This window comes from Aeromonas encheleia (assembly GCF_900637545.1).
Classification (GTDB): domain Bacteria; phylum Pseudomonadota; class Gammaproteobacteria; order Enterobacterales; family Aeromonadaceae; genus Aeromonas; species Aeromonas encheleia.
In genome coordinates, this window is sequence record NZ_LR134376.1 from 67,501 (window position 1) to 92,915 (window position 25,415).

A 25,415-nucleotide genomic window follows, 5' to 3' on the forward strand; every position below is an offset into this window, starting at 1 on the left:
GACCTGCACGAATGGTGTAACCATGGCCATGCTGTCTCCACCCGAGACTCAGTGAAATCGAATTCGCCGTGAAGATGCGGTGTACCCGCGGCTAGACGGAAAGACCCCGTGAACCTTTACTACAGCTTGGCACTGAACATTGAACCTACATGTGTAGGATAGGTGGGAGGCTTTGAAGGCGTGACGCCAGTTGCGCTGGAGCCGTCCTTGAAATACCACCCTTGTATGTTTGATGTTCTAACGCAGGGCCCTGAATCGGGCTCGCGGACAGTGCCTGGTGGGTAGTTTGACTGGGGCGGTCTCCTCCCAAAGAGTAACGGAGGAGCACGAAGGTTGGCTAATCCTGGTCGGACATCAGGAGGTTAGTGCAATGGCATAAGCCAGCTTAACTGCGAGACGGACAGGTCGAGCAGGTACGAAAGTAGGTCATAGTGATCCGGTGGTTCTGAATGGAAGGGCCATCGCTCAACGGATAAAAGGTACTCCGGGGATAACAGGCTGATACCGCCCAAGAGTTCATATCGACGGCGGTGTTTGGCACCTCGATGTCGGCTCATCACATCCTGGGGCTGAAGTCGGTCCCAAGGGTATGGCTGTTCGCCATTTAAAGTGGTACGCGAGCTGGGTTCAGAACGTCGTGAGACAGTTCGGTCCCTATCTGCCGTGGGCGTTGGATGATTGAAGGGAGTTGCTCCTAGTACGAGAGGACCGGAGTGAACGAACCTCTGGTGTTCGGGTTGTCACGCCAGTGGCACTGCCCGGTAGCTAAGTTCGGAATCGATAACCGCTGAAAGCATCTAAGCGGGAAGCGAGCCCTGAGATGAGTCATCCCTGACCCCTTGAGGGTCCTAAAGGGCCGTTGGAGACCACAACGTTGATAGGTGGGGTGTGTAAGCGCGGCGACGTGTTGAGCTAACCCATACTAATTACCCGTGAGGCTTAACCATACAACACCCAAGAAGTGTTCTGGGCCTTGTAGCAGATGAAGAACTACTTACTTAATTCAGTGATAGTGACCAAGCTAAGCGCTTAGTCGTTATTCACGTCAGCTTTCCGAGATTGAAGTTTTTGCCTGGCGGCCATAGCGCCGTGGAACCACCTGATCCCATGCCGAACTCAGAAGTGAAACGCGGTAGCGCCGATGGTAGTGTGGCATTCGCCATGCGAGAGTAGGACACTGCCAGGCTCCCAATTGAAGAAGCCCGCTCAATCGAGCGGGCTTTTTTATTGCCTGAAATTGGCCGTTTTCGTCTGATGCGCGGCCAATCCATATACTGCTTACTGCTTACTGCTTCCTGCCTTTATATGCCTTTATATGCCTTTATCTGCGCAGGGCAGCGCCATATTGACCACCCCGTCTTCCAGCTGGATGTCGATCTGAAAACCCAGCCGCTTGGCCAGATTGATCATGCCGCGATTGCTGGGCATGGTCATGCCGGAGAGCTGGCCGATGCCACGCTCCCTGGCGTAGCGGACTATCTTCTCCATCATCAGCTTGCCCAGCCCCATACCTTTCAGGTCCGAGCGGATCAGAATGGCAAATTCCGCATCGGACAGATCCGGGTTGGAGATGGCGCGCACCACCCCCAGGATCTGCTGGTTGAAGGCGCCATCCTGTCCCACGGCGACGAAGGCCATCTCCCGGTCGTAGTCGATCTGGGTCATGCGGGCCAGTTCCTCGTGGCCCAGCTCCCCCACATCGGCGAAGAAACGCTTGTACCTGTCTTCATCGGAGACCTTGAGCACGAACTGCTTGTGGGCTGGTTCGTCCTCCGGCCGGATTGGGCGCAGCAGGACATGGCTCTGATCCTTGAGCCAGGCCCCCTCCTCCAGCTCGGTGGGATAGGGGCGAATGGCTAGGGGGAGTGCCTGCTGGCCCTCCGCCAGCAAGACGAGCCTGGCATCCAGGATCACCATCTCGTCGGCGCAGGCCTGCAGTGGATGTAGATCGAGCTCCTGGATCTCGGGGAAGGCCAGCAGCAGCTCCGACAGCTGACACAGCACCCGGCCGAGGGCATCGATATCGAGCCGCGCCGGACTGGCTTGCTCGCGGATCTTGCCCTGCTTGAGGGCGCCGATGATCTGGTAGCGGGCCAGCGCCTGGTTGAGCGGCGGCAGGGCGGCGACCATCTCGTGTGGAGCGGCGCCGGATTCACCGAGCAGGATGACGGGGCCGAAGACGGGATCCTGCTGCAGGCGGATGCGCAGCTCGAGTCCACCGCTGCGTTTTGCCATGCGCTGCACCAGCAGGCCTTCGATGCGGGCCCCCGGATCGTGCTGACGGACCCGGTCCAGGATGGCATCCGCCGCCTGGGCCACCTCGGCCGAGGTGCGCAGGTTCAGCATGACACCGTGTACCTCGGACTTATGGGTGATATCCGGCGAGCGCAGCTTCACGGCTACCGGATAACCGATCTGCTCTGCGGTCAGCGCTGCCTCGATGGCGTCCGAGACGATCCAGGTTGGCAGGGTGGAGAGCCCGGCGGCCTGCATGATGGGGTGAACCAGGTGGGTATCGAGCACCCGTTGCTTGCGATCCAGCGCCTGCTGGATCAGCTGCTGGCAGCGTTCGACATCGAGTTGGCCAGCTTGCAGGGAGGCGGGGGTTTCCATCAGCTGCTTCTGGTTGCGGCGATATTCCACCATGTGCATGAAGGCGGTGACGGCACTCTCCGGGGTGCGATAGGTGGGAATGCCCGCCTCATTGAACAGGCGGCGGCCGGCTTGCGCCGAGTATTCCCCGGCCCAGTTGGTCAGGATGTTGAAACGCCTGGCTCTGGGATGCTGCTTGATAAAGTCGATCAGGTTGCCAGCCAAGGCGGCGCCCCGTGCGGTGAGGGAGGGGGCATGGATCAGCAGGATGGCGTCGGCGCCGTCCCCCTGCAGCAAGGCATCCAGCGCCTGCCGGTAGGCATCGACATCCGCATCGCTGCCGATGTCTTGCGGCGGCATGGCCAGCTTGCCACCGCGCTCCAGCAGCACATCGGCGGCCATGTTGGCCAGCCCACGGCCGTTGGAGAGGATGGCGAGCCGCTCCCCCTTGAGGGTCAAGGAGTGGCTGAGGGTCTCGACGGTGGCAAACAGCTCATGGGTATCCCGTACCCGCAGCATGCCGGCCCGGCGGATGGCCGCGTCGTAGACGTTGTCGAGCCCGTTGGCCGGATCGTGGCGACCGCTCTTGAGCACCAGGATCGGCTTGTTGCGCGAGGCGGCGCGGGCGGCCGAGAGGAAGTGGCGGGCATCGTGCAGCTTGTCCATGTAGATCAGGATGGCGCGGGTCGAGCCGTCGCGGGAGAGCTGATCCAGCAGCTGGCCAAAGTCGATGTCGCAATGATCCCCGAGGGAGACGAAGGCCGAGAAACCGATCTCCCGCTGTTTGGCCCAGTCGAGGATGGTGGTGCTGACCGCCGCCGACTGGGAGAGGAAGGCCACCTGCCCTGGGGTGGCGGCGATGGGGGAGAAGCTGGCGTTGATGCCCTGCCCCGGCAAGAGCATGCCCATGCTGTTGGGGCCGAGCAGGCGGATGCCGTATTGGCGGCACAGCCTCTGCAACTGATGGCGATCCTCGGCGGAGAACTGGGCGGCCAGTATGATGGCGGCGCCTGTGCCCTTCTTGCCGAGCTCCTCGATGAGTGGCAGTACCCGCTCGCGCCGGGTGCAGACGATGGCAAGGTCGGGGGACAGCGGCAGGCTGGGGATATCGGGATAGGCGAGCACGCCGGCGATGGCCTGGCTGTGGGGGCTGACCGGCAGTATGGGGCCCTTGAACTGACCCGCGAGCAGGTGCCTGATCACCACATGGCCCGCCTTCTGCGGGTCGGTCGAGGCGCCGATGACGGCAATCGATTGGGGTTTGAAGAGCCGATCCAGGCCGCTTGGTTTCATGGGCACTCCTCATGGCGACCCCCGGAGGCGAGGGTGACGGATGGTGCCAGTCTAATACGCTTTCAGGGTATGTTCTGTGACCGATTGCGGATCATGGCCGGACCAGGGCGTTGGCTCTCAGGTAGAACCGCAGTTCCCCCTGAATGCGCCTGATGGTGGCCAGGTGCCGATCCTGCAGATAGATCTCCTGCTCCCGATCGAGCGGGCAACGGCGGACGCCAAGGCTCTGCAGATACTCTTCAAACAGGATGGACCCCTTGATCTCGACAAGATGCTGGCTCACGGCGTGCTCCTCTGTGGCTGATGTGCTCGTCGGGCAAGTCTCCGCTCTTAGCGGGTACTTTCCTACTGACACATCTGACACCTGATAGGAGCGCCATCCCGTCTGCGCTTGCCGGGCCTGATCCTTCCCTCAGCGCAGGGGGTGGCCGCGAGCCGTATCCCAGAAGGCGCGGATCAGCGGCTCTTCCAGCCGCTTCTTGAGCACGGCGATGCCCACGTCGAACGGCTTGAGGGTGGGTTTGGGCTCGACGATACGCACCTTGTCCCCCATGGGACTGTGATCGATCACGGCGGCAGGCACCAGACCCACCCCGAAGCCGAGCGCCACCATGGCGACTATGCCCTCGTTGCCGGCGACCTCGGCGTAGATGTTGGGGGCTATGCCCTTGTTGCGAAACCACTGGTCACAGCGTTTGCGAGCCAGTCCCTGCTCGGAGAGGATCAGCGGCAGCCGCTCCCAGTCCGGCTCGCCCTGCAGGAACCACTGGTTCGGTTGGGGGGCATTGCGTGGCGCGATAAACACCAGCGGCACCTGCTGCAGGCTGGCAAACTCCAGCTTGGCGGAGAGGGCATCCGGCCTCGCTGCGATGGCGAGATCGGCCTCGTCGGCCAGGATCTTGTCCACCGCCAGCGCCGGGTCGCCGGTCTCGAGCTTGATCTCGAGCTGGGGATAGCGGCGGCGGAAGCGTTCCAGCACCTCGGGCAGCAGAAAATAGCTGGCGGTGACCGAGCAGAACACCCGCAGTCGACCCTGCAGCGGTTCGTCGCTGCGCTTGAGCTCCTGCTTGAGCCGGCGCCACTCCTGCAGCAGGCTACCGCCGAACTCCCGCAGCTTCTCGCCGGCGGAGGTGAGCCGCACGCTGCGGTTGTCCCGCTCGAACAGCACGCAGCCGGTTTCCTGCTCCAGCCGCTGGATGGCGCGGCTCAGGGTGGAGGGGCTGACCGCCATGGCATCGGCGCTCTTGCCGAAGTGAAGGGAGTCGGCGAGGTGGAGAAACAGCTCGAGATTGCGAAGGTCCATCTTTCATTCCTGCAACGGCATCGGGTGCCGAATTGTTCAGCTCAGGCAACAACCCCTCCGGCGCTCTTGCCGAACTGGGGGAGATCCCGCCTGAGATTGCGCAGAATCATCTTTCAATTTCTGCAACGTACTGTTCCGAATATATCAGTTCAGGCAATAAGTGTCCCGCGCTATAGTGGTTCAGACAACGCCGCCATCCGGCATGGAATCAATCGAACGGAGCAATCACCATGGCTAATTATTTCAACACCCTGAACCTGCGTCAGCAGTTGGCCCAGCTGGGCAAGTGTCGTTTCATGCAGCGCGAAGAGTTCGCTGACGGTTGTGCGGCGCTCAAGGGCAAGAAGGTGGTGATTGTGGGTTGTGGCGCCCAGGGTCTGAACCAGGGCCTGAACATGCGCGACTCCGGGCTGGACATCTCCTACGCCCTGCGCAAGGCCGCCATCACCGAGAAACGTGCCTCCTGGCAGAAGGCGACCGACAACGGCTTCGTGGTCGGCACCTATGAAGAGCTGATCCCGAGCGCCGATCTGGTGCTGAACCTGACTCCGGACAAGCAGCACGCCGACGTGGTGAAAACCGTGATGCCGCTGATGAAGCAGGGCGCGGCCCTGGGTTACTCCCACGGCTTCAACGTGGTGGAAGAGGGTCAACAGATCCGCGCCGACATCACAGTGGTCATGGTCGCTCCCAAGTGCCCGGGTACCGAGGTGCGTGAAGAGTACAAGCGTGGCTTCGGCGTGCCGACCCTGCTCGCGGTACACCCGGAGAACGATCCCCAGGGTGAGGGCATGGCCATCGCCAAGGCCTGGGCCTCCGCCACCGGCGGCGATCGCGCCGGGGTGCTGGAATCCTCCTTCGTGGCGGAAGTGAAATCCGACCTGATGGGCGAGCAGACCATCTTGTGCGGCATGCTGCAGGCCGGCTCCCTGCTGTGCTATGACAAGCTGGTCGCCGAGGGGACGGATCCGGCCTACGCCGGCAAGCTGATCCAGTTCGGCTGGGAGACCATCACCGAGGCCCTGAAGCAGGGTGGCATCAGTCTGATGATGGACCGCCTCTCCAACCCGGCCAAGCTGCGTGCCTTCGAGCTGTCCGAGCAGCTGCGCACCCTGATGCGTCCGCTGTTCGAGAAGCACATGGATGACATCATCGCCGGTGAGTTCTCCCGCGGCATGATGGCCGACTGGGCCGAGGATGACGCCAAGCTGTTCGGCTGGCGCGAAGAGACCGGCCAGTCCGCCTTCGAGAATGCCCCGGCTTATGCGGGCAAGATCGCCGAGCAGGAGTACTTCGACAACGGCGTGGTCATGGTGGCCATGGTCAAGGCGGGGGTGGAGCTGGCGTTCGAGACCATGGTGGCCTCCGGCATCTATGAAGAGTCCGCCTACTACGAATCCCTGCACGAGCTGCCGCTCATCGCCAACACCGTTGCTCGCAAGCGTCTGTATGAGATGAACGTGGTGATCTCGGATACCGCCGAATACGGCAACTACCTGTTCGCCAACGCCGCCGTGCCCTTGCTGCGCGAGCACTTCATGCCGACCCTGCAGGCCGGCGATCTGGGCAGCTCCCGTGCCGAGAGCAAGGGGATCGACAACCAGGCCCTGCTGGCCGCCAACGAGGCGACCCGCAGCCACCCCATCGAGCAGATCGGCCAGACCCTGCGTGGCTACATGAAGGATATGAAACGTATCGCTGTCGGTGGCTAATGAGGCTGCGGCCCGTAACCATGCCCTTGTCAGACCCTGCGTTGTTATAGATGAAAGACATGAAGCGCATCGCCGTCGGCGGTTAAGCTTCATCGGGGTGGGGGTGACGATCCCCGCCTGCTGGCTGGCTTAGACACCTGGCCAGGTGCCCGGAGTATGCAAACAAGCCGGTTATCGGCCACAAAAAAGCCCCGCTCATCGAGCGGGGCTTTTGCATTCAGGCAAGCACCGGAAATCAGGCTTTCCAGGCTTTCCAGGTGTTGATCAGGCCGTTGGTGGAGCAGTCGTGGCTGGTGACCGCCGCCTCGGTGTTGAGCTCCGGCAGGATCTTGTTGGCCAGCTGTTTGCCCAGCTCCACGCCCCACTGATCGAAGCTGAAGATGTTCAGGATGGCGCCCTGCACGAAGATCTTGTGCTCGTACATGGCGATCAGGGCACCCAGCGTCTTCGGGGTCAGGCTCTTGAACAGTATGCTGTTGGTCGGGCGGTTGCCTTCGAACACCTTGAACGGTACCAGATCCTTGACCTGCTCCAGCGTCTTGCCGGCGGCCAGGAACTCGGCCTCGACCTGTTCCTTGCTCTTGCCGAAGGCCAGCGCCTCGGTCTGGGCGAAGAAGTTCGCCAGCAGTTTCGGATGGTGGTCGCCGATGGGGTTGTGGCTGATGGCCGGGGCCAGGAAGTCACAGGGGATCAGCTTGGTGCCCTGGTGGATCAGCTGATAGAAGGCGTGCTGGCCGTTGGTGCCCGGCTCACCCCAGATGATGGGGCCGGTCTGGTAGTCCACCGGCTTGCCGTTGCGATCCACCTGCTTGCCGTTGGACTCCATGTTGCCCTGCTGGAAGTAGGCAGGGAAGCGGTGCATGTACTGATCGTACGGCAGTATGGCCTCGGACTCTGCGCCATAAAAGTTGTTGTACCAGAGGCCGATCAGCGCCAGCAACACAGGTACGTTCTGCTCGTAGGAGGCGGTGGCGAAGTGCATGTCCATCTCGAAGGCGCCTTGCAGCAGGGCCTCGAAATTCTCGAAACCGATCGACAGGGCGATGGGCATGCCGATGGCAGACCAGGAGGAGTAACGGCCGCCGACCCAGTCCCAGAACTCGAACATGTTCGCGGTATCGATACCGAACTCGGCCACGGCCTTGCCGTTGGTGGAGAGCGCGGCGAAGTGCTTGGCGACGTGGGCCTTGTCACCGGCGATCTTGATGAACCAGTCGCGGGCGGTCAGGGCGTTGGTCATGGTCTCCTGGGTGGTGAAGGTCTTGGAGGCCACCAGGAACAGGGTGGTTTCCGGATCGATCTTCTTCAGGGTCTCGGCGATGTGGGTGCCATCGACGTTGGAGACGAAATGCATCTGCAGGTGGTTTTTGTACGGGCGCAGTGCCTCGGTAATCATCACGGGGCCGAGGTCAGAGCCACCGATACCGATGTTGACCACATGCTGGATCGCCTTGCCGGTATAACCCTTCCACTCGCCTCCGATTACCTTCTCGCAGAAGCCCTTCATCTTGGCCAGCACGGCGTTCACTTCCGGCATCACGTCCTTGCCATCGCACTCGATCGGGCGATCGGAGCGGTTGCGCAGGGCCACGTGCAGCACGGAGCGCCCCTCGGTCATGTTGATCTTGTCGCCGTTGAACATGGCGTCGATGGCGCTGCGCAGGTCGGTCTCTTTGGCCAGATCCACCAGCAGCTTGAGGGTCTCTTCGGTGATCAGGTTCTTGGAGTAGTCGACCAGGATGTCACCGCCGAAGGTGAGGGAGAACTTGTCGAAACGCTGGGGATCCTGTGCGAACAGATCCTTGAGCCGGGTCTCTTTGTGAGCCGCGAAGTGGGTTTCCAGGGCCTGCCAGGCCTTGGTCTGGGTTGGATTGATGTTTTTCATAGGATTCCTGAGATTCCAAGTTGTGTTTGAACCTTGCAGGCAAGGCTCCCGCCAAACCTTATTATTCGAACATTATACCGAGCCCTGCGTGTGGCCCGTGTAACAGAGCTTTACCAATTGTCTGTCATCGAAGGAGTTTACATCCAAAACGCTGCGATTATGAGTCAGCAGGGGCCATCAGATCTTGCGCTTGCGCATGCTTCCCCGGCCTCGTCCGGCTGAAAGGGCTTTCAGTGCAGGGTGTGGGCAGATCGGCCTTGCCTCCGCTTCAAAGCAGGCATGGAGAGGCATCTTTCCGTCTATTTTATGAGCAAACGCAACTTTACCCCGCCAACGGCTGGTTATCATCTGAGCCAGATGGACGAGTCTCCCAGGGATGGCCAATGTTGTTGGAACGAGGAGATCGACATGAAACGCGCTTTATCCCTGTTTGCCCTTAGCCTGATCGCCACCGGCCTCATCGGCCTGCTGACCCTGGTGCTGACCAGCGCCGCCCCGACCCTGGAGATGCGGGTGCTGGCCGTGATGGCCGCCGTGCTGGGAGGCTATGTGCTGGTGCAGCCGCTGCTCAACCGGGTCGCCCGCCGGCTGGTGTGAGGGCTCGCCGGCCCGAGGCCGCGGGTGATAGTGACTGGCTTATCTCCGGCCCCGGTGGCCGGATTTTTTATGGCCACGCCCGGGGCCCGAAAACGACAATGCCAGCCCGGAGGCTGGCATTGTCGTCATCAGGTCTGGATTCAGGCCTGGGACTTTTGCATGTGCATGACCATCTGCGGGAAGGGGATCTCGACGCCTTCGGCATCGAAGGCCAGCTTCACCTTCTCGTGGAAGTCGAACCAGACACCCCAGTAGTCGGCGGTCTTGACCCAGGGGCGCACCACTATGTTGACCGCGGAGTCGGCCAGGGCGGCGACGGCGATGACGGCTTCCGGATCCTTCAGGATGCGCGGCTCCTCGTTGACCAGTTGCTCCAGGATCTGTTTGGCCTTGCGCAGGTCAGAGCCGTAGCCGATGCCGAAGGTCATGTCGACCCGACGGGTATCCATGCGGGAGTAGTTGACTATGGTGCCGTTGAGGATGGCGGAGTTCGGCACCACCACCATCTTGTTGTCACCGGAGGTGAGAGTGGTGGTGAACAGTTGCACCGACTGCACCACGCCCGCGGTGCCGGCCACTTCGATGAACTCGCCCGCCTTGATGGGGCGGAAGATGATCAGCAGGAAACCGGCGGCAAAGTTGGAGAGGGAGCCTTGCAGCGCCAGACCGATGGCCAGACCGGCGGCACCTATGATGGCGACGAAGGAGGCGGTCTGTACCCCGACCCGGCCGAGGGCGGCGATCACCACGAACACCAGGATGGTGTACTTGAGGATGCTGCCGACGAAGTGGGTCACGGTAGTATCCAGCTTGCGGGTCTGCATCACCTTGACCACGCCACCGCTGAGGATGTTGGCGGCGATGTAACCGATCAGCAGGGTGAGCAGAGCGGCGGCGATATTGACCGCGTACTCGATGATCAGCCCCTGGTTATTGGTCAACCAGGTCTGTGCTTCTGTGATGATCTCGGGTTCCATAGGATATCCTGTTGGTATAAAGGTTTATGGCGCATGAATCTAACACCGGGACGCGACAACCTGGGTCGCATCTGGTGCTTATTTTGTGCCATAGAAAGCTGCCACAAAAAACAAGGGAGGCCAAGGCCTCCCTCTTTGTTCAATCCCGGTTGGCTCAGCTTTGCAGCAGCTGGCTGCGCATGAATTGCCACTGATCCTCGAACCCGGCGGTGGGTTTGAGTTTGAACTCGGAGCGGACAAACTGGCTGATCCGCCCCTTTGGCTCAGCTCTGCAGCAGCTGGCTGCGCATGAATTGCCACTGGTCTTCAAACCCGGCGGTGGGTTTGAGTTTGAACTCGGAGCGGACAAACTGACTGATCCGCCCCTCGGCATAGGCCAGCAGCAGGTTGGCCAGCATGGTCTCGTCGAGCTGGAAACCCTGGCCTTCCCGCAGCCGCTTCTCGCGCAGCGCCTGTTTGAGCTGGGTCTCCAGCTTGTCGAACAGGGTGCTGATGCGATCTCGCAGCCGATCGTGCTCGCCCAGCAGGGCATCGCCGTTGAGGATGCGGGTGATGCCGGGATTACGCTCGGCGAACACCAGCAGCAGCTGCAAGATGTGGTGGCAGCGGGCCATGGTGTCCTTCTCCTCGGCCATGATCAGGTTGACCCGTGACAGCAGGGAATCCTCGATAAAGTCGATCAGCCCCTCGAACATCCGCGCCTTGCTGGGAAAATGTCGATAGAGGGCGGCCTCGGACACGCCCACCTCGGCCGCCAGACGGGCCGTGGTGATGCGCTGGCCCGGGCTGCTTTCCAGCATATGGGCGAGTGCCTGCAGGATCTGATCGCGCCGACTCTGTTTCTGGTTACTGCTTGCCATGGATTCCCCTAAAAAAACAATGGCTTGATTCCGTTATTAGGCACCGGTCACGAGGACTGGTGTGGTCTGTTATTGGCGACCAGAGGAACCAAACCCGCCTTCACCCCGTTCACTCTGATTGAATTCGTCGACCAGCTGGAAGCTGGCCTGCACCACCGGCAGGATCACCAGCTGGGCGATGCGCTCGCCGGGCTGCATGGTGAAGCTGTCGTTGCCGCGATTCCAGACCGAGACCATCAGCTGGCCCTGGTAGTCGGAATCGATGAGGCCGACCAGGTTGCCGAGCACTATGCCGTGCTTATGGCCGAGGCCGGAGCGGGGCAGTATGGTGGCGCACAGGCCCGGATCCTGGATGTGAATGGCGAGGCCGGTCGGCACCAGGCTGGTGTCCCCCGGTGCCAGGGTCAGCGGCGCATCCAGCAGGGCGCGCAGATCCATGCCGGCAGAACCCGGTGTGGCGTAGGCAGGCAGCGGGAATTCGGTGCCGATGCGGGCATCCAGGATTTTCAGTTCAATTTGTGTGTTCATGAATCGTTCGTTTTCAATGAGTGCTTGTGTGGACGCCCAGAATTTTCAATGCAATCTGCGCCGTCATGAATCTTTCGTCAGTTGGAATGGGCCGGGGCTCAGGGTCGATAGTGGCGTGCAATCAGGGCAATGAGATGACGAGCCAGCGTCAGCTTATCGGCCAGGGGCAGGGCGGCTTGACCCCCTTGCCAGAAGACGGTCAGGGCGTTGTCATCGGCATTGAAGCCTTGGCCTGCGCGGGACACGTCGTTGGCGGCGATCATATCCAGCCGTTTTCGCTGCAGTTTATCGAGGGCGTATTGTTCCACATCCACGGTTTCGGCGGCAAATCCGACGGTGAAGGGCTTGTTCGGCAGCGCCCCCACGGCGGCGATGATGTCGGGATTCTTGACCAGGGTCAGCAGCATCTGGTCGTTGCCACCGGTCTTCTTGATCTTCTGCTCGGCGACCCGCTCCGGGCGATAGTCCGCCACGGCGGCGCAGCCGATGAAGAGGTCGCACTCGGCAACTCGGCTCATCACCGCCTGGTGCATCTGCTCGGCGCTCTCCACCTCGACCCGTTCCACCCCCTGGGGGGCGGCCAGGGTGACCGGGCCGCTCACCAGCGTCACCTCGGCGCCCGCCTCACGGGCAGCGCGGGCGATGGCATAGCCCATCTTGCCGGAGCTGTGGTTGCTGATGTAGCGCACCGGATCCAGTGCCTCGCGGGTCGGCCCGGCGGTGAGCAGCAGTTTGACGCCCGCCAGCAACGGCTCGGCGGCAAGCTGCTGGCAGCAGCGTTCGACCAGTTCGAGGGGATCCAGCATCCGGCCTGGGCCGACATCACCACAGGCCTGGCTGCCGGAGTCCGGCCCCCACAGCAGGATGCCACGGCTGGCCAGGGTATCGAGGTTGGCCTGAGTGGCGGCGTTGCGATACATCTGCTGGTTCATGGCCGGGGCCAGCGCCACCGGTGCCGGCGTCGCCAGGCAGAGGGTGGTCAGCAGCTCGTCGGCCATGCCGGCGGCCATGCGCGCCATCAGATTGGCGCTGGCGGGGGCGATCAGCACCAGATCGGCCCACTTGGCCAGCTCGATGTGGCCCATGCCCGCCTCGGCAGCGGGATCCAGCAGGCTGTCGGCGACCGGGTGGCCGGAGACCGCCTGCAGGGTCAGCGGGGTGATGAACTCCTTGGCGGAGCGGGTCATCACCACGCGCACCTCTGCCCCCTGATCTTTCAGGCGGCGTACCAGCTCGGCACTCTTGTAGGCGGCGATCCCGCCACTGACACCCAACAGGATGCGTTTATCGGCCAATCTCATCTGCTGCATCTCTTCCGGCTCACTCTGACTGGTCGGCTAAGATACCACAGGCGACGGGCGACGACAGAGGCTGACATGGGGGAGTTGTGGTCGGGCTCCCGTGATTTTTTGCTATGGTTTCTCTCAATAGGGATGAGGGAGAGACAAATGAGCATCAAGGAGTGGCCGGAGGAGGAACGCCCGAGAGAGAAGCTGTTGCGGCGGGGGGCGGGGGTACTGTCCGATGCCGAATTGCTGGCCATCTTCCTGCGTACCGGGGTCAACGGACTGAGTGCGGTGGACCTCTCCCGCCAGCTGTTGCAGCAGTTTGGCTCGCTGCGGGCACTGCTCGGCGCCGAGCAGCAGAGCTTCTGCAGCGCCCACGGACTGGGGCCTGCCAAGTACGCCCAGTTGCAGGCGGTGCTGGAGATGGGCAAGCGCCATCTGGCCGAGCAGTTGCAACGGGGGGATGCGCTCACCTCGCCCCAGCTGACCCGGGATTATCTGCAGGCCCAGCTGCGGGATAGACCGCGGGAGGTGTTCGCCCTGTTGCTGCTGGACAACCAGCATAGAGTCATTCAATTCGTTGAACTTTTCTACGGCACCCTCGATTCGGCGAGCGTCTGGCCCAGAGAAATCGTGCAGATCGCGCTCAAACATAATGCAGCCGCCGTGATTCTGGCGCATAATCACCCGTCCGGCGTAGCCGAGCCCAGTCGGGCCGACCGCCAACTCACGGATCGGATCTTGGCCGCCTTGGCCCTGATCGATATCAGAGTGCTGGATCACTTGGTGATCGGTGATGGCATCACGGTTTCTTTCGCAGAGCGTGGTTGGTTGTAACTGGGCTCTGGCACTGTATTAGTTGATCTTTGATCACGGATGCTGTATAAAATGCCGCCTTCTGTTTGCCCCGCAATCGAAGGCCAGCGGGGCAGATATTTGCTCGAGCAATAATGAAGTAAGATTTGGAGAGACTGACATGTCTAGAGTATGCCAAGTAACCGGCAAGCGCCCGGCAGTTGGTAACAACCGTTCGCACGCTAACAACGCGACCAAGCGTCGTTTCCTGCCGAACCTGCACACTCACCGTTTTTGGGTTGAGAGTGAAAAACGCTTCGTGAGCCTGCGCGTATCCGCAAAAGGCATGCGTATCATCGACAAGCGCGGCGTTGAAGTGGTTCTGGCTGAACTGCGTGCCAGCGGCGTTAAGGTATAAGGAATTAGATCATGGCTAAAGGTATTCGCGATAAGATTCGTCTGAACTCCAGCGCCGGTACTGGTCACTTCTATACCACTACCAAGAACAAGCGCACCATGCCCGAAAAAATGGAGATCAAAAAGTTTGATCCCGTGATTCGTCAGCATGTGATCTACAAGGAAGGCAAAATCAAGTAATTACTTGATGCTGCATTCCCAAAAGCCCGGCTTCGTGCCGGGTTTTTTTATGGCCGGAATTCAGTACACTGCCGGTTGAAAGGGAGGCTTGTCATGTTCAAATTGAGCCGTAAAGGCTGGAATAACGTGATCATCGTGGTGGTGCTGATCGTGATCACCCTGCTGCACCGGTTGGAGCAGGCCCAGCAGGAGAACAGCGCCCAACGGCCGCGGCCCCTGTTGCCGGACGCCGCCGTGGTGCTGACCTGGCAAGGCCCGAGCTGGCAGATAGAACGCATCGGCCAGGGCTGGCGCAGCGGGCCGGATCTGGGGCTGAGCAGCGCCCAGCTGGCCGCCCATATCGAGGCGTGGCAAGGCTGGTTGCTGCCACCCGGCGACGCCGTGCGCGGCACCCCTGTCACCCTCAAGGTGTGGATCGCCGGCCAGAGCGATCCGATCGAGCTGGGGCTCTATCAGGACAGCGGCAAGTTTGCCGCCCTGCTGCCCCCCTCAACCTGGCTCAGCCTGAGCCAGGCGCAATACCGCAGCCTGCTGCGGCCAACCCCCTGATCCACACTCATTAGCGTGAGAGCCATTTATGCCTGAATTACCGGAAGTCGAAGTCAGCCGCCAGGGTATCTCCCCCTGGCTCACCGGCATCAAGGTGACGCGCGTGGTGGTGCGGGACGGGCGCTTGCGCTGGCCGGTGCCCGGCGAGATCCAGGAGCTGGTGGATCTGTGCATCAACCGGGTCAGCCGCCGCGCCAAGTACCTGCTGCTGGAGACCGACTTCGGCACCGCCATCCTGCATCTCGGCATGTCCGGCAGCCTGCGGGTGCTGGACATCGGCACCCCGGCCGAGAAGCACGATCACGTGGATATCGAGCTCGCCAACGGCAAGCTGCTGCGGCTCAACGATCCGCGCCGCTTCGGGGCCCTGCTGTGGACCCGCGAGCCGGCCGAGGCCCATGCGCTGCTGGCCAAACTCGGCCCTGAGCCGCTCACCGAGGCCTTCAGTGCCGAGTACCTGCAGGGGCGCGCCAAGGGGCGCAGCACCACCATCAAGACCTTCCTGATGGACAATCACGTGGTGGTCGGGGTGGGCAACATCTACGCCAACGAGGCGCTCTACGCCGCCGGCATTCACCCCAAACGGGCCGCGGGCAACATCAGCGCCGAGCGGCTGGCGACCCTGGTGGCCGAGATCAAGCGGGTGCTGGCCGCCGCCATCCAGCAGGGGGGCACCACCCTCAAGGATTTCACCAGCGCCGATGGCAAGCCCGGCTATTTCGTGCAGCAGTTGCAGGTCTATGGCCGCGGCGGCCAGCCCTGCTACCAGTGCCATACCCTGCTCAGCGAAGTGCGGCTGGGGCAGCGTACAACAGTGTTCTGTTCTCATTGCCAGCGCTGATCCGGACCATTTGGGGGTAGACGCGGCGAAGTTGTAACGACGTATTTCCAGTCTGTTGAAGCCCCGGCTGTCGCTGACTAGTATCTCGCTGTACACGCAGAAGAGATAATAAAATGACAGCAAAATCAATGGACTGGGATCATTTATCCCGGCAGGGGCACTATTGCGCCCAAAAAATGGCCCGCTTCCTCTACCCCGACGACAGCGCCCGCAAGACCTTCAATCGCGGCAAGTTCGTGCTGCGCAGCCTGCTCTACCGGCCACAGCTGAGCCGGGTGTTCGAACTGTTCCAGGCAGAACCCCTGCGGGCCCTCCCCGCCCAGCATCCCGAGTTGCTCGACAAGCCGATGCGACCCTATCGCTTCGCCTGCTCGACCGTGCAGCAGCGGGTCGAGATGGTGGAGGCACACTATCGGCTGCTGCTGGCCCGCTACCCGGCGCAGATCGACCCGCTCTATCTGGGGGAGGGGATCGAACTCGGCCGTTACCCCGACAGTGAGCATCGCATCGTGCTGCGCCACGATGGCACCTTCCGCCGCGAGGCCGAGCTGGCCCTCTCCATCGTCAACGCGCGGGGCGAGCGGCTCTACAGCTGCGCCTTCTCGCTGGCCGGCAGCAGCACCGAGCTGGCGCTGGTGATAGGTTCGGTGCAGGGGCCAGAACCCGGCGTTTCGCAGCCGCAACAGCAGGTGCGGGCGCTGACCAAGGCGGGCCATGGCCTGAGGCCCAAGTCGCTGGTGGTGATGATGGTGCTGGCGCTGGCCGAGGCGATGGGGGCCGCGCGTGTCTCGGCGGTGCGGATGAAGGCGCATATCTTCCAGGCCAAGCGCTACAGCAAGAAGAAGAGAGCCTGTCTGCAGGCGGATTATGACGAGCTGTGGCAGGAGTTCGGCGCTATCTCGCAGGACGCCAACTTCGTGCGGTTGCAGCCGGTGGTGCGCAAACCGCTGGAGGAGATCGCGGCCAAGAAGCGCGCCATGTACCGGCGCCGCTACGCCTGGCTCGACGAGTTGCAGCTGGCCTGCCGTCAGGCCCTGAGCTGACGCCAGGGCCCTGGCTGGCTATGACGGGCCACTGGTCGTCACTTGCCTCGCTTGGCGGCAATCGCCTTGGCGACGAGGGGATCGACGAACTGGTGAATGTCGCCACCGTGCAGGGCGACCTCCTTCACCAGGGTGGAGGAGATGAAGGAGTTCTCCTCCGCCGGGGTGAGGAAGACGCTCTCCAGCTCCGGCATCAGGCGACGGTTCATGTTGGCCAGCTGGAACTCGTACTCGAAGTCGGAGACGGCGCGCAGGCCCCGGATCAGCACGTTGGCCTGCTGCTCCCTGGCAAAATCCACCAACAGGCCGGAGAAGCCGACCACCTTGACGTTGGGCAGATGGGCGGTCACCTGGCGAGCAAGTTGGACACGTTCTGCCAGATCGAACAGCGGTCGCTTGCTCGGGCTGTTGGCCACCCCGACCACCACCTCGTCAAACAGCCTGGCGGCCCGGCCAATCAGGTCGGTATGGCCATTGGTGATGGGGTCGAAGGTGCCGGGATAAATTACCTTGTTGGTCATGCTGTTGAGTCCTGCAACCGGGAAATTTGGTCGCATTATAGGGGCTGTTGAGGTTTTGTCGCGACCGCGACTGAGTCATCGCTTGAGAATAGCAGTGCATCAGGCAAGAATACCGGCACCGCGCATCAAGCCTTCCTGCATTGGTGACAGGAAGCATAGGGATTTCTTATGAAACGCATTCTGGTAGTACGCAATGACAAGATTGGCGACTTCATGCTGGCCTGGCCGAGCTTTGCCATGCTCAAGCGCTCCATGGATTGTCATGTGACTGCCCTGGTGCCTGCCTACACGGCGCCGCTGGCCCGCCTCTGCCCCTGGATCGACGAGATCATCCTGGACCCGGGGGCCCGGGCCGACAAGGAACAGCAACGGGCCTTGCAGGCCCGCATCAAGGCCGCTGCCTTCGATGCGTCCATCTGCCTCTTTTCCAACTCCCGCAACGCCATGCTGGTGTGGAAGGCGCACATCCCTTACCGGCTGGCGCCCGCCACCAAGCTGGCCCAGGTGCTCTACAACCAGCGCCTGATCCAGCGCCGCTCCCGCTCCCAGAAGCCGGAGTACGAATACAACCTGGACCTGGTGCGCCGCTTCCTCGCCGATCAGCAACAGAGCGTGGTGGAGCCGCAGGCTCCCTACCTCAGCTTCGATGAGCAGAGCCTGCAGCAGGTGCGCGAGCAGGTCGCCAGCCGGCTGAAGCTGGACGCCAGCCGACCCTGGCTGATGGTCCATGCCGGCAGCGGTGGCTCGGCCAACAACCTCTCCATCGAACAGTACTCGCGGCTCATCATCAAGCTCAACCAGGCCTGCCCCGAGTTGCAGTGCGTGCTGACTGCGGGACCGGGGGAGGAGGGCAAGGCCGAGCAGCTGGCGGCGGAACTGCTGGCCCACGGCGGCAACGGCTGGATCTACCGCTCCGACGAGGGGCTGCCCAAGTTCTGCCAGGTGATGGCCAACGCCGCCCTGTTCGTGGCGGGCAGCACGGGGCCGCTGCACATAGCCGCGGCGCTGGACGTGCCGACCATCGGCTTCTTCCCGGCCCACCGCTCCGCCACCCCCCTGCGCTGGCGGCCGCTCAACAGTGAGGGGCGCCATCTGGCGTTCAGCCCGCCGGAAGACAGCGATCACCCGGATGACATGAGCCAGCTCGATCCCAAGACCATGGCGGCGGCGATCGCCCGCTGGGCCTCGCCGTTCTGGCAGGAGAAAAACGGATAGACAGCAACAGGGCCCTCGCGGGCCCTGTTTCATCATGCTGGTTTATCCGGTTGGGGCCGGCGTTACTTGTCCGCTTGGTCCGGCGCCTGGGGCTGCTGCCGGATCCAGAGATCCGCGTACTTCACGAAGGTGGAGTGGGCGGAGAGGATGGCCAGCAGCAGACCCTGCTTGCCATCGAGGAAGCCGGCCTTGAGCAGGTACATCTTCAGGAAGCAACCCAGCGCATGCACCAGCCCCTGGCCGAGGGAGCCTTTCTTGCCGCGGACGGTGCGCTGATCGGCCCAGGCCCTGGCGTAACCGGCTGACTTCACCAGATAGTGCTCAAGATCCCGATAGGTGAAGTGAAGCAGGTCGCCGTGCAGGTTGACTATCTTCATGTTGGCGCGCACCTCCACCTTCTCGTGCACCAGCACCTCGTTGTAGCTGGTCAGCGCCTTGGGATAGAGGCGCAGCACCCGATCCGGATACCAGCCGCTGTGGCGGATGAAGCGGCCGAACACCCAGGAGAGGCGTGGCAGGGAGTAGATGGTGTCCTGGGCCGGGTTGGCCATGACGGTGGCGATGGCCGCTCTCAGTTCGGGGGTGAGCCGCTCGTCCGCGTCCAGCCACAGCACCCATTCCGACTGGACGTGGGACTGGGCGAGGCGGCGCTGGCGGCCGAAGCCGGGCCACTGGGCGTTGACGAAGAAGCGAGCGCCGAATTCGGCGGCGATGGCGGGGGTCTCGTCCTGGCTGCCGGAGTCCAGGATGACGATCTCGTCCACCAGATCTTCGAGGGAGGCGAGGCAGGCGCGCAGGTTGTCGGCTTCATTCTTGACGATCAGGACGGCCGCCAGGGTCGGTTTTTTCACGGGTTCAGGGCTCTCGTTGGCGCCCGGCGGGCGGGTCATGCTCAGATTGGCGCCCATTCTAGCCTAAAACACCGGCCGGAGCATGGGTCTGCGACCAGGTTCGGGCATGTCCTTTTGGCATGTGCTGAGCGGGTTATCGGGGATCTTCGGCCATTCTTGGGGCATAATCTCGCCCAGCAACGATTAACCGCAGGGCTTGGCCCAAGAGACGCGTGAGATGAAGATATTGGTGATCGGCCCCTCCTGGGTCGGCGACATGGTGATGTCCCAGAGCCTCTACAAGGCGATCAAGGCCAATCACCCCGACAGCGAGCTGCATGTGATGGCCCCGGCCTGGTGTGTAGCCCTGCTGGAGCGGATGCCCGAGGTGGACAAGGCGATTCCCATGCCGCTCGGCCACGGCGACTTCAAGCTGGGGGCCCGCCGCCGGCTCGGCAAGCAGCTGGCCGCCGAGCAGTACGATCAGGCCATCATCCAGCCCAACTCCATGAAGTCGGCGCTGATCCCCTGGTTTGCCAACATCCCGGTGCGTACCGGCTGGAAGGGGGAGCACCGCTTCGGCCTGCTCAACGATCTGCGCAGCAACAAGAAGGCCTTCCCGCTGATGGTGGAGGCCTATCTGGCGCTGGCCTATCCCAAGGCGCAGATGAAGAGCCGGACCGACATCCCGACCATTCCCCATCCCTCCCTCCATGTGGACCTCATCAACCAGGACAAGGCGCTGGTGCGGCTCGGGCTGGATCGCGCCCGCCCTGTGCTGGTGCTCTGTCCGGGGGCCGAGTTCGGGCCGGCCAAGCGCTGGCCTGAGGGGCACTACGCCGTGGTGGCCCAGAAGCATCTGGATGAGGGCTGGCAGGTGTGGATCTTCGGCTCCGGCAAGGATGTGGAGGTGGCCAACACCATCCGCGATCGGATCAATCCGCTGTCGCGCTCCAACTGCCACGTGCTGGCGGGCAAGACCAGCCTGCACGAGGCGATCGATCTGATGGCACTGGCCGGTCGGGTCATCGCCAACGACTCCGGCCTGATGCACGTCGCCGCCGCCCTCAACCGGCCGCTGATCGGCGTCTATGGTTCCACCTCGCCGCTCTACACGCCGCCACTGGCGGATCGGGTCGAGATAGTGCACACCGACATCGAATGCCGCCCCTGCTTCAAGCGCATCTGCAAGTTTGGCCACCTCAAGTGCCTGATCGAGCTGATGCCGGAGCAGGTAATTGAGGCGGGTAAACGCTTGGAGCGGGGCGAGTCGGCGGAGCTGGTCATCGCGCTGCAACCGGTCAACGACGGTGCCGCCGGCTCGGGACAGGGCCAGTAGCATGGGGTACCGGCTGCTCTACAACCTGCTGATCCATTTGGGCTTGCCGCTGGCGCTGCTGGCGCTCTACCGGCCGAAGAAGGGCAAGCCGGGCTTCGGGGCACGCTGGGCCGAACATCTGGGTCGCTCTCCCGCCAGCGGGCAGGAGGCGCCACTCTGGATCCACGCGGTCAGCGTGGGCGAGACCCTCGCCATCACCCCCTTCATCCGTGCCCTCAAGGCCGAGCGGCCGGATCTGCCCATTCTGCTCACCACCACCACCCGCACCGGTGCCGAACAGGCGGCCAGGCTCGGCGAGCTGGTGGTGCATCGCTACGCGCCCCTCGACTACCCCTGGGCGATCGCGGCCTTCCTCAAGCGCTTCCAGCCCCGCGCCCTCTGGGTGATGGAGACCGAGCTGTGGCCGAACTGGCTGGCCGCCTGCGAGGCACACCACCTGCCGGTGACCATCCTCAATGCTCGCCTCTCCGAGCGATCCTGCCAGCGTTATGCCCGTTTCCAGGGGGCGTTCGATGCCCTCAGCCGGCCGCTGACCCACCTGCTCTGCCAGCATCAGGACGACGCGGATCGCTTCCATCGGCTTGGGCTGGGGCGCGAGCGGCTGGCGGTGACCGGCTCCATCAAGTTCGATATCCAGCTGGGGGACGAGCTGCTGGCCAAGGGCCACAGCCTGCGCCAGACCTTGGGGGAGGCGCGCCCGGTGTGGATCGCCGCCAGCACCCATCAGGGCGAGGACGAGCAGGTGCTGACCGCCTTCGAGCGGGTGCTGCGCACTCATCCCGAGGCGCTGCTGATCCTGGTGCCGCGCCATCCCGAGCGTTTCGATCGGGTGGCCGAGCTGTGCGCCCCCTATGGCTGCGTGCGGCGCACCAGCGCGGCATCGATCAGGGCCACCGATCAGGTCTACCTGGGGGACACCATGGGCGAGCTGCCGCTGATGCTGGCGGCGGCCGATCTGGCCTTCGTCGGTGGCAGCCTGGTGCCCGTCGGCGGCCACAACCTGCTGGAGCCGGCGGCGCTCGGCAAGCCCTGCCTGACCGGTCCTGCCTACTTCAATTTCAGCGACATCACCCGCCAGCTGGTGGCTCAGGGCGGTGCCGCCCTGGTGGCGGACGCCGCCGCCCTCGGCGACAAGGTGAGCGAGCTGCTCAGCGATGGCGGTGCCCGCCGCCAGATGGGCGAGCAGGCCCGCGCCGTGGTGCTGCGCAATCAGGGGGCGCTGGCGCGCACCCTGTCCCACTGCCTCGCCAGCCTGGAAAACGACTGACCCCCGGGGCCGGCAAGCCGTCGGCCCTTATCACCCGCCGCCGCGGTTCTCTCTTTCCCCCCTCACTGCGTGCTTCGCCTGCCGGTATCCTGGTGCCTGCCATTTCCTTGCCTCTGCTCCCGGGGCTGGTCAGTTGCACCATGGCTGCCCGGCCTCGCTTATTCGGGCCCAAGAGGGGTCTAACCTAGTAGTTGGGATCCTGATATCGAACCTGTGGAGGCGAGTCATGAAAGTCCTGAGCATATTGTTGGTGGGCATCCTGTGCTTCAGCAGCAGCGGCCTGGCGCTGGCGGCAGGGGGCGGCGGCAGCAGTGGTGGAGGGAGCAGCGGGGACGGTGGATCAGGCTCGTCGTCGACCCAGCGGCAGTTGCAGCGGGTCGAGCAGCTGGTCGGGGCGCAGCAATGGCAGCAGGCCGAGGCGCTGTTGCGGGATCTGCGCCAGGACGCGGCCAACTCCGCCGACGTCTGGAACTGGTCAGGCTACGTGGCCCGCAAGTCTGGCCGGTTGGCGCAGGCCTTTCCCTATTACGACAAGGCGCTGAGGCTAGATCCGGAGCACCGCGGCGCCCACGAGTATCTGGGGGAGGCCTATCTGCAAAATGGTGAACCCCAGAAGGCGCAGGAGCAGCTGCGGATCTTGCAGGGCCTGTGCGGGCGATGCGAGGAGGCTGACGATCTGTCCGCCGCGCTGAGGGCGGCGCCCCAGCCGAAGAAGCCGAGCTCCTCCTTCCTGCTCGGCGGTTGACTTGGTATCGCGAGCCACGACACCCACAAAAAAGCCCTTGTTAACAAGGGCTTTTCAATCAGTTCGGCAACCGAAGCGATCACTCGATGTTCTGGATCTGCTCGCGCATCTGCTCGATGAGGACCTTCAGCTCGACCGCGGACTGGGTCACCTCGGCGTTGATGGACTTGGAGCCCAGCGTGTTCGACTCGCGGTTGAACTCCTGCATCATGAAGTCGAGGCGACGGCCACAGGCGCCGCCCTTCTTCATGATCTTGATGGTCTCGCTGATGTGCATCTCCAGGCGATCCAGCTCCTCGGCCACGTCGATCTTCTGGGCCAGCAGCACGATTTCCTGCTCGATGCGGGCCGGATCCAGCTCGACCTTGGCCTCGGTCAGGCGGTCGGTGAGCTTCTGGCGCTGCCACTCAATGATCTGCGGCAGGTGTACCCGTACCTTCTTCACTTCCACCTGGATGCCGTCCAGACGCTGCTCGATCAGCGCCTTGAGGTTGGTCCCTTCGCTGGCGCGGGAGGCGAGGAAGTCTTCCATGGTCTGATCAAAGCCGCCGAGCAGCTCGGTGGCGACCGCGTCCATGTCCTGCTCGGCGGCAGCCATGACGCCGGGCCAGCGCAGCACGTCGACCGGGTTGAGCTGGCCCTGACCGGCCTCTTTCATCACCCAGTTGGCGCTGTCGATGATCAGTTTGGCCAGCTCTTCATTGATGTGCAGCTGGCTGGCGGCAGCCTGGGCCGCCTCGAACCGCAGGTTGCACTCCACCTTGCCGCGCTGCAGCTTGGCACGGAAACGCTCACGCAGCACCGGCTCCAGGCTGCGCAGCTGCTCGGGCAGGCGGATGTAGGTTTCCAGATAGCGCTGGTTGACCGAACGAATTTCCCAAACGGCTGTGCCCCAGTCGCCCTTGAATTCCTTGCGGGCGTAGGCGGTCATGCTGTGAATCATTGATAGTTCCGGGCTTGATGAAGTGTGGGGCCAGTATACTCAGCCAGGCTTGCCCCGTCAGCCGACAGCGTGGTTTTAGCGGCTGATATTTGGGCTGGGATGGCTTATACTCCTGCGCCAATTCAGCCAGCCCAGAGGTCAGTCCCATGTCCCGTCCCAGCGATCGCAGTGCCGCGCAAGTGCGCCCGGTTACCATCACCCGCCACTTCACCAAACATGCAGAAGGCTCGGTACTGGTGGAGTTCGGCAGCACCCGCGTACTCTGCACCGCCAGCGTCGACACCAGCGTGCCGCGCTTCCTGAAGGGCAAGGGCCAGGGCTGGGTCACCGCCGAGTACGGCATGCTGCCGCGCTCCACCCATTCGCGCATGAACCGTGAAGCCGCCGCCGGCAAGCAGAGTGGTCGCACCCTGGAGATCTCCCGGCTGATCGCCCGCTCCCTGCGCGCCGCCGTGGACCTGACCGCCCTGGGCGAGCACTCCATCACGGTGGACTGTGACGTGCTGCAGGCCGACGGTGGCACCCGCACCGCCGCCATCACAGGTGCCTGTGTGGCGCTGGTGGACGCGCTGAACTGGATGGTGGAGAAGGGTCTGCTCAAGCAGAGCCCGCTCAAGCACATGATCGCGGCTGTCTCCGTCGGCATCTTCCAAGGGGAAGCCATCTGCGATCTGGAGTACCTCGAGGACTCCGCCGCCGAGACCGACATGAACGTGGTGATGACCGAAGATGGCCGCATCATAGAGGTGCAGGGCACCGCCGAGGGCGAGCCCTTCACCCACGAGGAGCTGCTGGCCATGCTGGCGCTCGCCAAGGGCGGCATCGACGACATCATAGCGCTGCAGAAGCAGTCGCTCTCCTGATTTTGAAAACGCGGCATTGGCCGCGTTTTTTATGCCTATGACTTTTACCCCCACAATGTGCAAAGACGACACCCGCAAGGAGCCAGAATGAAAGCCTACCAGCGTCAATTTATCGAGTTCGCCCTGGAGAAGCAGGTTCTCAAATTCGGTGAGTTCACCCTGAAATCCGGCCGCAAGAGCCCCTACTTCTTCAACGCCGGCCTGTTCAACAGCGGTCGCGATCTGGCCCGCCTCGGTCGCTTCTACGCCGCCGCCCTGATGGATGCCGGGATCGAGTTCGACGTGCTGTTTGGCCCGGCCTACAAGGGGATCCCCATCGCCTCCGCCACCGCGGTGCAGCTGGTGGAGCAGCACGATGTGGACGTGCCCTGGTGCTTCAACCGCAAGGAGGCCAAGGATCACGGCGAGGGCGGCAACCTGGTGGGCAGCCCGCTCAAGGGGCGCATCATGCTGGTGGATGACGTCATCACCGCCGGCACAGCCATCCGCGAGTCCATGGATCTGATCCAGGCCAACGGTGCCTCCCTGGCCGGCGTGCTGATCGCGCTGGATCGCCAGGAGAAGGGCAAGGGCGAGCTCTCCGCCATTCAAGAAGTGGAGCGCGACTACGGCGCCCACATCATCGCCATCATCCAGATGGGGGATCTGATCAAGTATCTGGAAGAGAAGCAGGCAGAGCAGCCCGCGCTGGCCGAGCAGCTGGCGGCCATGAAGGCCTACCGTGCCCAGTACGGCATCTGATCGCCGTCTCCGGAGTGTTAAATGCGGCGCCTTTTGGCGCCGTTTTTTATGCGAGCAAAAAGTGAGTGCGGTCGCTTGAGCTTACCCTTACTG

26 protein-coding genes and 2 rRNA genes (1 of these 28 running past the window's edge) are annotated in these 25,415 nt (G+C 62.9%); 16 read left to right on the forward strand and 12 right to left on the reverse strand.

All coding sequences use genetic code 11. From position 1 onward, the window contains the following. A 23S ribosomal RNA gene (locus tag EL255_RS00320) occupies positions 1-947 on the forward strand; it begins 1,943 nt to the left of the window's first position. Between the two features lie 124 nt (positions 948-1,071). After that, positions 1,072-1,186 (forward strand): 5S ribosomal RNA (gene rrf / locus EL255_RS00325). Positions 1,187-1,311: 125 nt separating this feature from the next. Here the strand turns inward: rrf and EL255_RS00330 are convergent. From EL255_RS00330 to ilvY, 3 genes are all read right to left on the reverse strand, one after another. Beyond that, a complete protein-coding gene (locus EL255_RS00330; RefSeq protein ID WP_042654469.1) occupies positions 1,312-3,885 on the reverse strand; it encodes a bifunctional acetate--CoA ligase family protein/GNAT family N-acetyltransferase in 2,574 nt (857 codons plus the stop codon). A gap of 91 nt (positions 3,886-3,976) precedes the next feature. Further along, positions 3,977-4,168, reverse strand: coding sequence for a hypothetical protein (locus EL255_RS00335; RefSeq protein WP_042654468.1), 192 nt, complete (start codon positions 4,166-4,168; stop codon positions 3,977-3,979). Between the two features lie 129 nt (positions 4,169-4,297). After that, positions 4,298-5,188: an HTH-type transcriptional activator IlvY gene (gene ilvY / locus EL255_RS00340; RefSeq protein ID WP_042654467.1), complete on the reverse strand. Its 891-nt coding sequence runs from the start codon at positions 5,186-5,188 to the stop codon at positions 4,298-4,300. A gap of 230 nt (positions 5,189-5,418) precedes the next feature. Here ilvY and ilvC point away from each other — a divergent pair, with 230 nt between their 5' ends. Continuing rightward, positions 5,419-6,900: a ketol-acid reductoisomerase gene (gene ilvC, locus EL255_RS00345; protein WP_042654466.1), complete on the forward strand. Its 1,482-nt coding sequence runs from the start codon at positions 5,419-5,421 to the stop codon at positions 6,898-6,900. A gap of 235 nt (positions 6,901-7,135) precedes the next feature. On the opposite strand, the gene pgi is transcribed toward ilvC, so the two are convergent. After that, a complete protein-coding gene (gene pgi / locus EL255_RS00350) occupies positions 7,136-8,785 on the reverse strand; it encodes a glucose-6-phosphate isomerase (RefSeq protein WP_042654465.1) in 1,650 nt (549 codons plus the stop codon). Positions 8,786-9,193: 408 nt separating this feature from the next. Between pgi and EL255_RS00355 the strand changes: the two genes are divergently transcribed. Next, complete coding sequence (locus EL255_RS00355; protein WP_042654464.1) at positions 9,194-9,382, forward strand: hypothetical protein; 189 nt, start codon at positions 9,194-9,196, stop codon at positions 9,380-9,382. 140 nt (positions 9,383-9,522) lie between these two features. On the opposite strand, the gene EL255_RS00360 is transcribed toward EL255_RS00355, so the two are convergent. From EL255_RS00360 to coaBC, 5 genes are all read right to left on the reverse strand, one after another. Beyond that, positions 9,523-10,359, reverse strand: a complete 837-nt coding sequence (locus tag EL255_RS00360) for a mechanosensitive ion channel domain-containing protein (RefSeq protein ID WP_042654463.1) — start codon at positions 10,357-10,359, stop codon at positions 9,523-9,525. 154 nt (positions 10,360-10,513) lie between these two features. Continuing rightward, complete coding sequence (locus tag EL255_RS21765) at positions 10,514-10,708, reverse strand: hypothetical protein (protein ID WP_408608791.1); 195 nt, start codon at positions 10,706-10,708, stop codon at positions 10,514-10,516. Further along, entirely contained in the window at positions 10,623-11,219 is a 597-nt protein-coding gene (gene slmA, locus EL255_RS00365; protein WP_042654462.1) for a nucleoid occlusion factor SlmA, read from the reverse strand. Before slmA ends, EL255_RS21765 begins: the two co-directional genes overlap by 86 nt. A gap of 69 nt (positions 11,220-11,288) precedes the next feature. Beyond that, positions 11,289-11,747 carry a dUTP diphosphatase gene (gene dut / locus EL255_RS00370; protein ID WP_042654461.1) on the reverse strand — a complete coding sequence of 153 codons (459 nt, stop codon included), beginning with the start codon at positions 11,745-11,747 and terminating at the stop codon, positions 11,289-11,291. Between the two features lie 98 nt (positions 11,748-11,845). Further along, positions 11,846-13,048 (reverse strand): bifunctional phosphopantothenoylcysteine decarboxylase/phosphopantothenate--cysteine ligase CoaBC, encoded by a 1,203-nt coding sequence (gene coaBC / locus EL255_RS00375; protein WP_042654483.1) that lies wholly within the window; start codon positions 13,046-13,048, stop codon positions 11,846-11,848. A 147-nt stretch (positions 13,049-13,195) separates the two neighbouring features. Between coaBC and radC the strand changes: the two genes are divergently transcribed. The 6 genes from radC to EL255_RS00405 all read left to right on the forward strand — a co-directional run bounded on the left by radC (position 13,196) and on the right by EL255_RS00405 (position 16,858). Continuing rightward, positions 13,196-13,870 (forward strand): RadC family protein, encoded by a 675-nt coding sequence (radC, locus tag EL255_RS00380; RefSeq protein WP_042654460.1) that lies wholly within the window; start codon positions 13,196-13,198, stop codon positions 13,868-13,870. Between the two features lie 139 nt (positions 13,871-14,009). Next, the gene (rpmB, locus tag EL255_RS00385) at positions 14,010-14,246 is read left to right on the forward strand and encodes a 50S ribosomal protein L28 (protein WP_005307492.1); all 237 of its coding nucleotides are present in this window, start codon (positions 14,010-14,012) and stop codon (positions 14,244-14,246) included. A gap of 11 nt (positions 14,247-14,257) precedes the next feature. Beyond that, positions 14,258-14,425, forward strand: a complete 168-nt coding sequence (gene rpmG / locus EL255_RS00390; RefSeq protein ID WP_005323752.1) for a 50S ribosomal protein L33 — start codon at positions 14,258-14,260, stop codon at positions 14,423-14,425. Between the two features lie 93 nt (positions 14,426-14,518). Further along, the gene (locus tag EL255_RS00395) at positions 14,519-14,974 is read left to right on the forward strand and encodes a hypothetical protein (RefSeq protein WP_042654459.1); all 456 of its coding nucleotides are present in this window, start codon (positions 14,519-14,521) and stop codon (positions 14,972-14,974) included. 28 nt (positions 14,975-15,002) lie between these two features. Then, positions 15,003-15,815 carry a bifunctional DNA-formamidopyrimidine glycosylase/DNA-(apurinic or apyrimidinic site) lyase gene (gene mutM / locus EL255_RS00400; RefSeq protein ID WP_042654458.1) on the forward strand — a complete coding sequence of 271 codons (813 nt, stop codon included), beginning with the start codon at positions 15,003-15,005 and terminating at the stop codon, positions 15,813-15,815. A 176-nt stretch (positions 15,816-15,991) separates the two neighbouring features. Next, the gene (locus EL255_RS00405) at positions 15,992-16,858 is read left to right on the forward strand and encodes a VirK/YbjX family protein (RefSeq protein WP_084228390.1); all 867 of its coding nucleotides are present in this window, start codon (positions 15,992-15,994) and stop codon (positions 16,856-16,858) included. A 38-nt stretch (positions 16,859-16,896) separates the two neighbouring features. On the opposite strand, the gene coaD is transcribed toward EL255_RS00405, so the two are convergent. Beyond that, complete coding sequence (coaD, locus tag EL255_RS00410; protein WP_042654456.1) at positions 16,897-17,379, reverse strand: pantetheine-phosphate adenylyltransferase; 483 nt, start codon at positions 17,377-17,379, stop codon at positions 16,897-16,899. Between the two features lie 168 nt (positions 17,380-17,547). On the opposite strand from coaD, the gene EL255_RS00415 reads away from it, so the two are divergent. Continuing rightward, positions 17,548-18,594 (forward strand): glycosyltransferase family 9 protein, encoded by a 1,047-nt coding sequence (locus tag EL255_RS00415; protein ID WP_042654455.1) that lies wholly within the window; start codon positions 17,548-17,550, stop codon positions 18,592-18,594. Positions 18,595-18,656: 62 nt separating this feature from the next. Here EL255_RS00415 and EL255_RS00420 read toward each other — a convergent pair whose 3' ends face one another. Then, a complete protein-coding gene (locus EL255_RS00420) occupies positions 18,657-19,445 on the reverse strand; it encodes a glycosyltransferase family 2 protein (protein ID WP_042654482.1) in 789 nt (262 codons plus the stop codon). A gap of 217 nt (positions 19,446-19,662) precedes the next feature. On the opposite strand from EL255_RS00420, the gene waaF reads away from it, so the two are divergent. The 3 genes from waaF (at position 19,663) to EL255_RS21285 (ending at position 22,775) form a co-directional block, all read left to right on the forward strand. Further along, the gene (gene waaF, locus EL255_RS00425) at positions 19,663-20,763 is read left to right on the forward strand and encodes a lipopolysaccharide heptosyltransferase II (protein WP_042654454.1); all 1,101 of its coding nucleotides are present in this window, start codon (positions 19,663-19,665) and stop codon (positions 20,761-20,763) included. Position 20,764: 1 nt separating this feature from the next. Continuing rightward, positions 20,765-22,030, forward strand: a complete 1,266-nt coding sequence (waaA, locus tag EL255_RS00430) for a lipid IV(A) 3-deoxy-D-manno-octulosonic acid transferase (protein WP_042654453.1) — start codon at positions 20,765-20,767, stop codon at positions 22,028-22,030. A 226-nt stretch (positions 22,031-22,256) separates the two neighbouring features. After that, positions 22,257-22,775: a tetratricopeptide repeat protein gene (locus EL255_RS21285; protein WP_048823180.1), complete on the forward strand. Its 519-nt coding sequence runs from the start codon at positions 22,257-22,259 to the stop codon at positions 22,773-22,775. A 79-nt stretch (positions 22,776-22,854) separates the two neighbouring features. On the opposite strand, the gene EL255_RS00440 is transcribed toward EL255_RS21285, so the two are convergent. Beyond that, positions 22,855-23,718: a YicC/YloC family endoribonuclease gene (locus tag EL255_RS00440; RefSeq protein ID WP_042654452.1), complete on the reverse strand. Its 864-nt coding sequence runs from the start codon at positions 23,716-23,718 to the stop codon at positions 22,855-22,857. Positions 23,719-23,864: 146 nt separating this feature from the next. Between EL255_RS00440 and rph the strand changes: the two genes are divergently transcribed. Further along, a complete protein-coding gene (rph, locus tag EL255_RS00445; protein ID WP_042654451.1) occupies positions 23,865-24,581 on the forward strand; it encodes a ribonuclease PH in 717 nt (238 codons plus the stop codon). A gap of 87 nt (positions 24,582-24,668) precedes the next feature. Further along, on the forward strand, positions 24,669-25,322 hold the full coding sequence (gene pyrE / locus EL255_RS00450) for an orotate phosphoribosyltransferase (protein WP_042654450.1): 654 nt from the start codon (positions 24,669-24,671) through the stop codon (positions 25,320-25,322). Positions 25,323-25,415: the final 93 nt, after the last annotated feature.